The organism is Pseudoalteromonas sp. T1lg21, from assembly GCF_002964625.1.
Lineage (GTDB): Bacteria > Pseudomonadota > Gammaproteobacteria > Enterobacterales > Alteromonadaceae > Pseudoalteromonas > Pseudoalteromonas gelatinilytica.
Genome location: NZ_PQBX01000004.1, coordinates 69,202 through 80,384, shown reverse-complemented (window position 1 = coordinate 80,384; position 11,183 = coordinate 69,202). Strand labels below are relative to the sequence as shown.

At 40.6% G+C, this 11,183-nt stretch carries 13 protein-coding genes; 2 read left to right on the top strand and 11 right to left on the bottom strand.

What is annotated here, in order from left to right; genetic code table 11:
• Nucleotides 1-312: HvfA family oxazolone/thioamide-modified RiPP metallophore (locus tag C2M25_RS02955; RefSeq protein ID WP_442792906.1), on the bottom strand; the 312-nt coding region annotated here is incomplete at its 3' end.
• Between the two features lie 173 nt (nucleotides 313-485).
• Between C2M25_RS02955 and C2M25_RS02950 the strand changes: the two genes are divergently transcribed.
• Both C2M25_RS02950 and C2M25_RS02945 read left to right on the top strand, forming a co-directional pair.
• A complete protein-coding gene (locus C2M25_RS02950; RefSeq protein WP_105173969.1) occupies nucleotides 486-1,463 on the top strand; it encodes a tRNA-dihydrouridine synthase in 978 nt (325 codons plus the stop codon).
• A 51-nt stretch (nucleotides 1,464-1,514) separates the two neighbouring features.
• The gene (locus C2M25_RS02945) at nucleotides 1,515-1,850 is read left to right on the top strand and encodes a TraR/DksA family transcriptional regulator (RefSeq protein ID WP_063705913.1); all 336 of its coding nucleotides are present in this window, start codon (nucleotides 1,515-1,517) and stop codon (nucleotides 1,848-1,850) included.
• Nucleotides 1,851-1,861: 11 nt separating this feature from the next.
• Here C2M25_RS02945 and C2M25_RS02940 read toward each other — a convergent pair whose 3' ends face one another.
• The 10 genes from C2M25_RS02940 to pyrC all read right to left on the bottom strand — a co-directional run bounded on the left by C2M25_RS02940 (nucleotide 1,862) and on the right by pyrC (nucleotide 11,015).
• Nucleotides 1,862-2,866, bottom strand: a complete 1,005-nt coding sequence (locus tag C2M25_RS02940; protein WP_063705915.1) for a hypothetical protein — start codon at nucleotides 2,864-2,866, stop codon at nucleotides 1,862-1,864.
• A gap of 56 nt (nucleotides 2,867-2,922) precedes the next feature.
• Nucleotides 2,923-4,182 carry a tetratricopeptide repeat protein gene (locus C2M25_RS02935; RefSeq protein WP_063705917.1) on the bottom strand — a complete coding sequence of 420 codons (1,260 nt, stop codon included), beginning with the start codon at nucleotides 4,180-4,182 and terminating at the stop codon, nucleotides 2,923-2,925.
• An 11-nt stretch (nucleotides 4,183-4,193) separates the two neighbouring features.
• Nucleotides 4,194-4,811, bottom strand: coding sequence for an energy transducer TonB (locus tag C2M25_RS02930; protein WP_063705919.1), 618 nt, complete (start codon nucleotides 4,809-4,811; stop codon nucleotides 4,194-4,196).
• A complete protein-coding gene (locus C2M25_RS02925) occupies nucleotides 4,811-5,215 on the bottom strand; it encodes an ExbD/TolR family protein (RefSeq protein WP_054551557.1) in 405 nt (134 codons plus the stop codon). Before C2M25_RS02925 ends, C2M25_RS02930 begins: the two co-directional genes overlap by 1 nt.
• A gap of 14 nt (nucleotides 5,216-5,229) precedes the next feature.
• On the bottom strand, nucleotides 5,230-5,754 hold the full coding sequence (locus tag C2M25_RS02920) for a MotA/TolQ/ExbB proton channel family protein (RefSeq protein WP_036967538.1): 525 nt from the start codon (nucleotides 5,752-5,754) through the stop codon (nucleotides 5,230-5,232).
• Nucleotides 5,754-7,118 (bottom strand): MotA/TolQ/ExbB proton channel family protein, encoded by a 1,365-nt coding sequence (locus C2M25_RS02915; RefSeq protein WP_063705921.1) that lies wholly within the window; start codon nucleotides 7,116-7,118, stop codon nucleotides 5,754-5,756. Before C2M25_RS02915 ends, C2M25_RS02920 begins: the two co-directional genes overlap by 1 nt.
• A gap of 6 nt (nucleotides 7,119-7,124) precedes the next feature.
• Nucleotides 7,125-7,895 carry a DUF3450 domain-containing protein gene (locus C2M25_RS02910; protein ID WP_063705924.1) on the bottom strand — a complete coding sequence of 257 codons (771 nt, stop codon included), beginning with the start codon at nucleotides 7,893-7,895 and terminating at the stop codon, nucleotides 7,125-7,127.
• A 474-nt stretch (nucleotides 7,896-8,369) separates the two neighbouring features.
• A complete protein-coding gene (locus C2M25_RS02905) occupies nucleotides 8,370-8,984 on the bottom strand; it encodes a response regulator transcription factor (protein ID WP_063705929.1) in 615 nt (204 codons plus the stop codon).
• 434 nt (nucleotides 8,985-9,418) lie between these two features.
• On the bottom strand, nucleotides 9,419-9,628 hold the full coding sequence (locus C2M25_RS02900) for a cold-shock protein (RefSeq protein ID WP_036967526.1): 210 nt from the start codon (nucleotides 9,626-9,628) through the stop codon (nucleotides 9,419-9,421).
• A gap of 340 nt (nucleotides 9,629-9,968) precedes the next feature.
• Nucleotides 9,969-11,015, bottom strand: a complete 1,047-nt coding sequence (pyrC, locus tag C2M25_RS02895; protein ID WP_105173968.1) for a dihydroorotase — start codon at nucleotides 11,013-11,015, stop codon at nucleotides 9,969-9,971.
• Nucleotides 11,016-11,183: the final 168 nt, after the last annotated feature.

The following is an 11,183-nucleotide window of genomic DNA, read 5'->3' as shown; positions in this document are numbered from 1 at the left end:
TTCGCCGCACTTACCTTCTTTAGCTGCTTTTTTGTCTGCGCCACATTTACCTTCGCCGCACTTGCCTTCTTTAGCTGCTTTTTTGTCTGCGCCACATTTACCTTCGCCGCACTTACCTTCTTTTTCAGCTTTTTTGTCTGCGCCGCATTTGCCTTCGCCACACTTACCTTCAGCGGCGTCTAGCTGATAACCAGCTTGCATTTGCTGAAATTCAAATGGGTTTGCACTGGCATCAGTCGCTACAAAACTTGATGCACCTACTACAACTGCACCTAATGTTAATGCAATTGAATTTTTCTTAACTGTGTTCATTCGATGACTCTCTTTTTTATAAAGGGTTATTTAACAAGACCCGAGAACTAAAAATTACTTTCAAATTTTTTATAATTATTTTCTGAAAGTGCCAAGATTGCAAATTACGATTTATAAAACAATCAAGAACAGCTAGAATACGCGTCCTAATTTTTGATGAGTTAACAGGTATCATGCGACTAGTTTTAGCACCGATGGAAGGCGTTGTAGATTTTAAAATGCGACAACTCCTAACTGATTTAGGTGGATTCGATTTATGCGTAACTGAGTTTGTTCGTGTCGTTGAAGACACACTGCCCGAGCGCGTATTTCATCGCTATTGTCCTGAGTTAAAAACTGCTGGCTATACCCGTGCAGGCACCCCTGTGCGTATTCAGTTACTTGGTCAAGTAGCCAATGCGCTAGCTGAAAATGCAGTTAAAGCTATCAATTTAGGGTCTCATGGTATCGATTTAAACTTTGGTTGTCCGGCTAAAACGGTAAACAAAAGTAAAGGTGGTGCAGTACTTTTAAAAGACCCAGAACACATGTACGAAATTATTAAAGCCGTTCGTGATGCTGTCGATCCGCGACATGAGGTGAGTGCAAAAATTAGACTTGGTTTTGATGATGACAGCAACAGTCAAGAAATTGTTGATGCTGTGGTGAGTGCAGGTGCATCAAGTCTTGCTATTCATGCTAGAACGAAAAGAGATGGATATAATCCACCGGCATACTGGGAAAAAATTCCACCATTAATTGAAGGCAAGAACATTACTGTGGTTGCCAACGGTGAAATCTGGCAAGTTGAGGATGCTATGTTGTGCCAAAAACGTAGCCATTGCCAAGACCTAATGCTAGGTCGTGGTGCGCTAGCAATGCCTGATTTAGCAAAACAAATAAAATCGCATGTAGAAAATGAGCAGTACAGTCCGATGCTTTGGGAACATGTGATATACCACATCATCCATTCTTCGATGCATCAAGAAGAAAGTAAATGTGAGAAGTATTTTGCCTCTCGAACCAAGCAATGGCTTGGTTATTTAAAGCGCCAATACCCGCAAGCCAACGCACTTTTTGATGAGATCAGACGTTTAAAAGCGAAAGATGAAGTCGCTGACGTACTAAGAAAGTACGCCAAAGCGCCGAGTATTGATACAAATCATAATTAGCTAACGATTTTTGTTTGATAATACCAGTATTGCCCACTTGGAAGAAACGCGATGAACAATACTGAAATTCAAACAAAGTTATCTGCGGAACTTGCGCAGGTTAGACAACGTTTACTGGATATGCTGGCTAAATCTGATCAAGGCTATCATCAGCAACTGCTATCGCAACTCAAGGATAATCCCCCTTCAGAGTGGTTAGAGCTGACAGCGAATAATCTTGGCCCTGAATATCAACTATTAATTGCTCGCATAGAAAAATTAGAAGCAGCTCTATGCCAGATTGATATTGGGCAATATGGTTATTGTTGTGATTGTGAAGAGAAAATTGATGATGAACGTTTACTTGCAGATCCAGCAAGTCAGCGCTGTCGGCGATGCGCTCCTTAGAGCGCAGCACATTAATTTACAAATATAAAACTCATCGCAGGATAAAGGACAATATCCTCAATTAACCAATCAGCTTGCAGCTGATCAACATTCAAACGCTTCATTAAGTTGACACGAGCTTGCTGTTCACTCCACGTGTGATAATGGATCCCCACATCAGTTTCCATCATTACTTGCCAAAAGTATTGCTCGCCTTCTGATAATTCACGTTTATTTTTCAGCGGATCAATGAATTCTAACTGCCAATCAAAACCATCGTGCTGATGTTCTTGAGTAAAATAGCTCATTACTAATGGTTTAGTATGCGAATCAGTTAAAGGTAGTAAAAAATCAGCACTGTGAGGCTGCTTTAAAGCCTGTTGTATCTCGCTAAGCCAATCTAACGGTGGTTTAGTCACACCACTAAAGTAATTTAATTTACTCTGATACCAATCTTTCCCATTCGCCAAACCAACCAAACCCAGTTTTGTGCGTGGCTTATATTGCGTTAAATATTGATTAAGTTTATTGAGCGCTGTTTGCACGTGGTTATCATTGTTATTTAAATGAGCTGTAACCATATTATGTAACAAGGTTAATTCGATTTTATTCAGTTTAAGATTACTCTGCTCAGCTGCAATTAAACGTGTTTCAACCAATTCTAACCAGGCTGCTAATCCCTGCTCACTGAAATCACCTTGTAGACGAGCGTTGCTAATAACATCACGTTGAATTGGCCATACAAAATAACGCTCAGGGTAACGCTCAGCGATGATCAAATAGTTCAATTGCGCTCGTTGAGAGTCAGTTAACTCTGTTTCTTGTAGCCCTTTATAAGCTAGGTGTCGTGCCTGTAAATAGCTCTCAGAGAAAGGCCAACTTGTTACCTTGCTATGTTCATTTTGGTTAGATAATAAATTATTAATGTTTCGAAGTTCTTGCTGTCCTTCGTGAACCGTGTTGAATTTTGTAGTTTGCTCAGAGCAAGCTATCAGCATCACACTGGCGACAAGTAATAATACGATCTGTCTTAGCATTATAAAATTCCATAAAAAAAGCCCCAGAGGGGCTTTTTAATTTAAAACAACATCAATTAGATTTTCACGCCATTACGGTTCGCTTTATCTTTGATGAAGGTTGACCAGCTCTTCGCGAATTTACGCGTACGCGGATCATCCATTGCTTTAGTGATAGCGTTGTAAGCTTGCTTATACTTCTCTTGGTAGTAGTAAGCTTCAGCTAAGTCAGAGTAAATAGTTCCTTTTTTATCAGAACCAAGCTCTAACGCCTTGTTCAAACGAACAACGGCTGCACTATAGTTTTGCGATTGTAAAAGTAATGAACCAGCTTTGCGGTAAAGCTCTGCATCGTCATCAAATTTAGCCGCTTCTTCATAGTATTTAGCTGCTTTTTCAATATCTTTTGAGCGGTGGTAGTTAGATGCCACTGCACTGATATTTTGCTTGTTACGCTTAACTTTGTTTTCGTTGATTGCCTTTTCAAGCACTACAGCTGCTTTGTAAGGAATATCGTTTAACGAATAAAAGTTAGAAAGTACTTTGTATTCAACTTCGTTTTCAAAATAGCCATTTTTATAGGCAACTTCCATGGTCGCAAGACCTTTCTTGAAGTCTTCGGTTTGTAGGTAATATTTACCTAAACCAACCCAGGCTTTTTTGTCTTCAGGCCAAACACGAACAATCTCTTCAGCTACTTCTACCATGTTTTTGTACTGTTTAAGTTCAAAATAGGCAGCTAGCTTTAATTGGTAAGAGGCTTTAGCAGGCTCTTTTGCCAATTCGATTGCTTTGTTTGCAGCAGGAAGTACGTCTTTATAAAGTTTTAACTCGTAGTTAGCTTGCGCAATACGTGTATAAACTTTGTCGTCTTCCTCACCTGTGAAGTCCATCCAAGCTGCATAAGCTTCTTTCGCTTTTGCATATTGCTCTGTACCTGCGTACATATCACCTAATAGTTTTAGGCCTTGCTCTTGGTCAGCAAAGTTTAAAACGTCAGGTTTAACAGCTGCTTGAACGTGCTTGATAGCTAACTGATACTGCTCTTTTTGAGCGTACATTTGACCTAAATAACGGTCAACAGTCGCTTTGTCGAAGTCATCTGATGCATCAATTTCTTTAAGTAATGCAATCGCTTCGTCAAGCTTTTCTTCATTATACAAGTCAAACGCTTTAATTACTTTCTTACCAACGCGCTCACCCATAACTTTAGTTTTTGCTTTCTTACGCGCTTCAATCTTCGCGTAATCTGGCGCAGCTAAAGCAGGTGCAGTGAATGCCACACCTGATAGTGACATAAGAAGCGCAAGAGCAGTTACTTTAGATAAATTTCTCATTACTCGCCTCCTTAGTTGCCTTGGTTAAGTTTAAAGTCTAATTGAACCTGAAGACCCGGTTGTCTTTGTGGCTTACCATCAATAACTTTAGGACGGTATTTCCACTTAGATAACGCACGCTTAGCTTCACGGTCGAAGATACGTTTAGGATCAGCGTCGATCACTTGAATATCTTCTACACCACCAACTTCGTTGATAGTGAATGAAAGTTGTACCCAACCTTCTTTACCATCACGCGCTGCTTGCGTTGGGTATTTTGGTTCAATACGAACGATAGGTGTCGCGTCACCATCACGTCCAAATGCACCTGGACCACTTAGGCCACCAGCTGTGCTACCCACATCGATGCTTGGCATATTAAATGACAAACCACCAGTGTTCGGGTTGCTGTTTTCCGGCTGAGGCGGCTGCGGTTTAGGCGGCTGCTTTGGCGGTGGCGGAGGCGGAGGCGGAACACGCTTCCTCTCCTGCACCTTAGATTCAGGCGGATTCGTCATAATTTCGACTACGATCTGTTCTTTTTGTTCAGTCGCACGATCAGCTCCACCGGAGATGAGGTACGCCATGAAGTAGAACAAGCCGAAAGTAACTGCCCCACCTGCAATCAGTGAAAACAGAAAACGAATCATTACTGATCTCCAGCTATTGAAATTTTAAGGTTATCACCCGTCGCTTTGATCTGGTCCATAACTTTAACTACTACGCCGTGTTTTGCTTCTTTATCAGCTTGCAAAATTACAACTTCTGTAGGTTGTTCTGCTAATAAACTTTCAAGCTTAGCTGATACACGTTCAACGTCTACTTGTTGTTTATCAATCCAGATCGCACCGTCAGCACGGATAGCAACAAAAATGTTTGCATTTTTTTGCTTCGTAGCTGCAGCTGCTTTAGGTTTATTGACTTCGATACCAGCCTCTTTAACGAACGATGTAGTTACGATAAAGAAAATAAGCATGATAAATACGATGTCAAGCATTGGCGTCATATCAACCGCTGCTTCTTCTTCTTCACGAAAACGTTGTTTACGTGCCATATTTAATTCTCTCTCTAGTGATGAGGCATGCTATCTACAAGTTTAGCTTTCGCCATTCTCGCTCTTGCCTCAAGGCGTGAGCTAAAGAATACTCCAGATAGTGCCGCAACCATTCCAGCCATTGTTGGGATTGTTGCCATTGAAATACCTGATGCCATTAAACGTGCGTTACCTGTACCTTGAGTAGCCATGGTTTCGAAAACCGCGATCATACCCGTTACAGTACCTAGTAAGCCGATTAAAGGACAAATAGCTACCAATGTCTTAATCAACAACATACGCTGATCTAATTTTTCAGACGCTTCAGAAATCCATGCTTCACGGATTCTGTGTGCGTACCAAGACGTAGTGTCTTGGCGGGCATCCCACTGAGCTACGATGTCCTTCGTCATACGAGGAAACTCAGCTAGTAGGAACCAATAGCGCTCAATCATTAAAACCCACATAAGAAAGAGTGCTATCGCGACCACGTATAAAACCTGGCCGCCTGTGCCAACAAAATCCCTGATAGATTCCCAGATCTCCATCAGGACTAGCATTAGGCTTTCTCCTTCTCCGCGTGAGCAGCGATGATACCTGCGCTTTGCTCATCAAGGACATGTAGAACCGACTTACTACGACCCGCAACGATTGAGTGAAGTAGGATAAGTGGTAGAGCTGCAATTAGACCTAACGCTGTAGTTACAAGTGCTAGAGAGATATTACCAGCCATGATCTTCGGATCACCTGTACCGAACAATGTGATTGTTTGGAACGTAAGGATCATACCGATTACCGTACCTAGTAGACCTAGTAATGGAGCGATTGCTGCCAAGATCTTGATGATGTTGATACCAGCTTCGATGCGAGGCGTTTCACGTAGGATTGCTTCGTCAAGTTTAAGCTCAAGGTTTTCAACGTCTTGATTCTTGTTGTCAGCGTAAACCTTAAGAATACGACCCAGAGGGTTGTTTGTATTCGGAGTAGAAAGGTTTTTAAGCTGGCTCTTAATCTTAGTGCTAGTAAGCGCAAGATCAATGAAACGAACGATGAAGATAAGTAGACCAACAACAAGTAATACTGTGATGATGTAACCTACTTCAGCACCTTGCTCGTAGTATTCCATTAACGATTTTTTCTGCGTGTTGATACGTAAGATCGCGCCACGAGTCGGGTCGATGTATACGCCAGCGTAGTTGTCTGCAGAAGTTTTTTCTAAATCGCTGATACCAGCTAGGATGTAGCTATCAGGTTGCTTACCTAGAGGTTGGATCGCTTTAGTTTCTGGAGAGTAGATTAAATAACCGTCGTCAGTTACTAAGTTGAAGTTACCGATACGCGTTACTTTCTTCACAGAAGATGAACCGTCAAGACCTGCAACTTCAGTTTCGAAAGTTGAAACTTTAGCTGATTCAGTCATTTCAGTTTGAAGAGAAATCCAAAGCTCTTCTAATTCACGTACAGTTGGAAGTTCTTTCGCTGCAGCTAGTGAACGAAGTACTTCAGCACGTCCTGGTTTTTCAGCAGAAACAAGTGATGCTTCGATTGAACCGATTGCATCAGCAGCTGCACGACGTACAACACCGAACATCTCACCTAACGTACCTTGAGCGTTTAAAAGAGCTTGCTCTTTTTCAGCTAAAGTATTTTCGTTTTGTGCATATTCTTTAGATAAACGATCACCACGTGCTTTTTCAGCAGCTAGGTCGCTTTTCGCTTTGTTAAGTAACGCTTGCTTGTCAGCACGAGCTGAAAGGAACTCTTGTTCACGTTGCTTGTTTAATTTGCCTTCAGAGATACGTTCTTGCTTAACTTGCTCAAGAATTTTGTCTAAAGCATCAGTGTTTGCGTGTGCATTAAGCGCGGTACCTGCAGAAACAGATAGTACTGCTGCAACAGCAAAACCTTTAAATAGTTTCTTCATTATTGATTACTCCGCGCCGAAGATTGGTAGTTTAACAAGTTCTAATGTCGCTTGTTTACGCGCCATACGGATAACTTCTTTAACAGGTTTTAGGTATTCTTCACCTAATTCTTTCCACTGTTTAGTGTTGTTATCCCACACCCACGCGTGCTTAAGGTCAAAAGACTGAGCTACGTATGTGATACGACCTAAACGACCGAAGTCAACGTTGATGCTCTTACCATCGATCTCAAGAGTACCTTGAGAAGCAGTTACAGCTGAGCTGTATGCAGTTTCAACAGTGTAAGCTTCAAGAACTTGGCGGAATTTTTCAGATGTAGTAACTGATGCTGACGCCATGATGTCACGAAGTCTTTCAACACGTGTTAAACGGTTTTCAAGATTGAACGGAACGTCCGCTTTGATGAATTGCTCAAGCGTATCGATCATGCGATACATCAAAGGCACAACGTTTTGTTTCGTGTTATCGATAGTTGCGATTTGACGGTCAAACGATTCGATTGAAGCGTTTTGGTCAGCGACCAAACGTGCTACGTGATCGTTATAAACCTTCATTAGCTCAGTTTCGTCAACAACGCTACGGTACTCAGCGATTAGCTCTTGAGTTTGACCATATACATTGTCAATTTTAGTTTGAGACTTAACAGCAGCCTTTTGAATTTGTTGACCTGCATCTTGCACATCTTTCAAAGGATCTGCAATCACATTGCTGCTTGCAAATGCAAAAGCGCCAACCAACGCTGATGCTACAAGACTCTTTCTGATTTTAACAGACATAGTTCCCAACCAATTAAGTAATGTTACTTTTATAATTTAATTACCCTCCGAAGAGGACAACCCTGATATCTTTTAATAGATATCAACCCTCCAATAATGCTAAATGCATCAGAGTCTGTCAACTTGATGTTCGGCTTTCATCGGAAAAATTTGGTGACTCGTCGTTGAGATGAAAATAACCAAAACAACGAATTAACAAAAATATAACAGAGGTATTCAACTGCTACTTCTATAGCCCTTTACTGGCGAACATTGCATTCATGTTAGGTTCAAGCTTAAACATAAATGTAACATTTTATGAAAACAGAAAGAGCTAAAGAAAAATGAAAAAAAAATTCAGTTTATTCATCTAAAAAATCTATTTTGCAGAATTTTTATGCACCGAGCTTACATTACTGCTCAATATGCAGGCAAAACAGACACTAAACACAAGAATGAGAGAGTTGAATTCTCTCACCGCTATGGGTGAGAGAATTAAAATACAGCGCGGTCTTTTACCAGCTTTGCAAGTGAGATAATTGAATCAACTTCAAGCTTTTCAAATATTTTCGCTTTGTATGTACTTACCGTTTTGTTACTAATGAAAAGCTTTTCACCAATATCTTTGTTCGATAGGCCTTGGAGCAAATAATTCATCACCGCGAGCTCACGTTCTGTTAGTAACTCATCGATGTCTTTTTCAGAGGCAATAAGATGCTCTTGCGGAAAGAATGTATAACCACGCAAAATCATTTCAACAGCAGAAGAAATATCTTCAAGACTTTCAGCCTTATTAACAAATCCCTGTGCGCCTAGTTTCGCAGCTGTGCGGATGATGTGTTTGTCTTGCTTTGCAGATAAAAACAATACTTTGCCAGTAAAGCCACTACTGACTGCACGCTTATATAAGCTAAAGCCATCGGAGTCTTCTAACTCGATGTCTAAAATCGCCAGCGCTACATTATTACTTTTTAAAAACTGCAATGCTTCCTTTTGACTTCCAACAGCTTGTACTTCATTCACCAGAGTAGACTTTGCAAGTACCATCTTAATTGCTGTTGCCACCATCGGGTGGTCGTCTACCAAAAGTATATTGTTTCCTATGCTCATCGATTAGCAAACCTTCATTATATTTCATCAAACAAGTATAAGTTACTCAGCATTTTTTCCATATGTGGATAGGTTAAGTTTAGCGGGTTATTTCTAGATTGGTGAAAAATAACTGTAAACTTTCCTTCGCGGTTAACTTTCATGTTTGATCAAAACTACTAACTAAACATAACAGCTGATGTCATGTTAAATAAAATCCCATCGGTACAGCATATAATACTTTAGTTATGGAGAGTAGCTTTTAGGGCATAGATCGTGAACTTCTAGCTTAAGGGCTGACTAAATTAGTCATTTTCAATGCCTTTGGAGGAATATAATTTCGGTACAATTAGAGTGATATATGGTGAAGGGTAAACGTGGGGTTGTTAGGTATTAAAATGAATTTTGGTGAAACAGAAACTGTTTCACCAAAATGCTAAGTTTCACATAAATAATTATGCTACTTCTACGTTCTCAGCTTCAGGGCCTTTTTGACCTTGTTTGATGCCGAAAGATACTTGCTGACCTTCGCTAAGAGTGCGGAAGCCTGTACCTGTGATAGCGCTGAAGTGTACGAATACGTCAGGGCCATTTTCTTGTTCAATAAAACCGAAACCTTTAGCTTCGTTGAAGAACTTAACTTTACCAGTAACCGTGTTTGACATACCAAATTTTCCTGTAAGTCAATTATTAAAATTCAGCCAATATGGCTCTATCCTCCCTGAGTGAATGCCCAATAAACTTGGGGTAAAGTACAGGAAGAACCAATAACCAAACCGGTAACCGTACAGCCGCACATTATCCGTAAATTCAATACGCAAAAACTCAAAGCAATTTAAGACTAACACATTAAATAGTTTTTAGCTCTAATAATCGAAAATAATTTTAAGGTCAACCGCCTAAACAAAAATATATGACAGTACTATTTATAAACAATTAATATTCAATGAAAAAAGCCCATCAAATTGATGGGCTTTTAATTCTAAATTTATCGCTTGCTAAAACTTATTTAACTTGCCAATCCATTTGCGCTTCAGCTTTGATTGGTACTACTTCTGAATCACCTAATTTATAGCTTGCAGGTACTGTCCAACTCTCTTTTACCAGTGTAATCGTATCTTGGTTACGAGGCATGCCGTAGAAGTCTGGGCCAAAATGGCTTGCGAAACCTTCAAGCTTGTCTAAAGCTCCGGCTTCTTCAAAAGCTTCTGCATAAAGTTCAATAGCTGCGTGAGCAGTATATGCACCAGCACAACCACACGCCGCCTCTTTTTTGTCTTTATAATGCGGTGCAGAGTCAGTACCTAAGAAGAATTTTTTGCTACCGCTTGTTGCAGCACCAATTAGCGCTTGCTGATGAATGTTACGCTTAAGAATAGGCAAGCAGTAATAATGTGGGCGAATGCCCCCCGCCAACATATGATTGCGGTTATAAAGAAGGTGATGAGCTGTAATGGTTGCAGCTACATTCTCTGGTGCATTATTCACAAACTCAACCGCATCTTGTGTGGTGATGTGCTCAAGCACAATCTTAAGGCTAGGAAAGTCATTTACTACGTCCGCTAGAATTGTTTCTAGGAAGACCTTCTCACGGTCAAAAATATCGATTGATGAATCAGTTACTTCACCATGCACTAATAGCAACATACCCACTTCTTGCATTGCTTCAAGTACTGGGTAAATGTTTTTGATTGATGTCACACCTGAATCTGAATTGGTCGTCGCGCCAGCTGGGTACAACTTAGCAGCAACAATTTTACCTGTTGCTTTCGCTTTTTTGATTTCTTCTGGTGTTGTTTTATCTGTTAGGTAGAGCACCATTAATGGCTCAAAGTTACCTTGCGGGCCCGCAGCTTTAATTCGCTCATAGTAAGATAACGCAGTGTCTGTACAGGTTGCCGGTGGAACAAGGTTAGGCATGATGATCGCGCGGCCCATGTATCGGCTTGCATCACGAACGGTATCAACGAGTTGCTCGCCATCACGTAAATGAATGTGCCAATCATCAGGGCGTGTAATTGTTAGAGTTTGCATCGAATTTAAATCTGACATTGCTGGTTTCCACGGCTAAAGTTAGGGGGATAGCGTAAACGTTGAGCAAATAACCTCGCTTATTCACTCAAGTCCATATTCAGGTGCCTAGTTTACACCAGTTCCAGTTTTTTTTGAAAATAACTTTGTGGATAGTTTGATAGTAGGTTAACGTAATAAATTAATACA

Excerpts from the sequence above, each read along its gene's own strand:
- C2M25_RS02950 (WP_105173969.1), top strand. The coding sequence starts at position 486 with ATGCGACTAGTTTTAGCACCGATGGAAGGCGTTGTAGATTTTAAAATG.
- C2M25_RS02945 (WP_063705913.1), top strand. The coding sequence starts at position 1,515 with ATGAACAATACTGAAATTCAAACAAAGTTATCTGCGGAACTTGCGCAG.
- C2M25_RS02940 (WP_063705915.1), bottom strand. The coding sequence starts at position 2,866 with ATGCTAAGACAGATCGTATTATTACTTGTCGCCAGTGTGATGCTGATA.
- C2M25_RS02935 (WP_063705917.1), bottom strand. The coding sequence starts at position 4,182 with ATGAGAAATTTATCTAAAGTAACTGCTCTTGCGCTTCTTATGTCACTA.
- C2M25_RS02930 (WP_063705919.1), bottom strand. The coding sequence starts at position 4,811 with ATGATTCGTTTTCTGTTTTCACTGATTGCAGGTGGGGCAGTTACTTTC.
- C2M25_RS02925 (WP_054551557.1), bottom strand. The coding sequence starts at position 5,215 with ATGGCACGTAAACAACGTTTTCGTGAAGAAGAAGAAGCAGCGGTTGAT.
- C2M25_RS02920 (WP_036967538.1), bottom strand. The coding sequence starts at position 5,754 with ATGCTAGTCCTGATGGAGATCTGGGAATCTATCAGGGATTTTGTTGGC.
- C2M25_RS02915 (WP_063705921.1), bottom strand. The coding sequence starts at position 7,118 with ATGAAGAAACTATTTAAAGGTTTTGCTGTTGCAGCAGTACTATCTGTT.
- C2M25_RS02910 (WP_063705924.1), bottom strand. The coding sequence starts at position 7,895 with ATGTCTGTTAAAATCAGAAAGAGTCTTGTAGCATCAGCGTTGGTTGGC.
- C2M25_RS02905 (WP_063705929.1), bottom strand. The coding sequence starts at position 8,984 with ATGAGCATAGGAAACAATATACTTTTGGTAGACGACCACCCGATGGTG.
- C2M25_RS02900 (WP_036967526.1), bottom strand. The coding sequence starts at position 9,628 with ATGTCAAACACGGTTACTGGTAAAGTTAAGTTCTTCAACGAAGCTAAA.
- pyrC (WP_105173968.1), bottom strand. The coding sequence starts at position 11,015 with ATGTCAGATTTAAATTCGATGCAAACTCTAACAATTACACGCCCTGAT.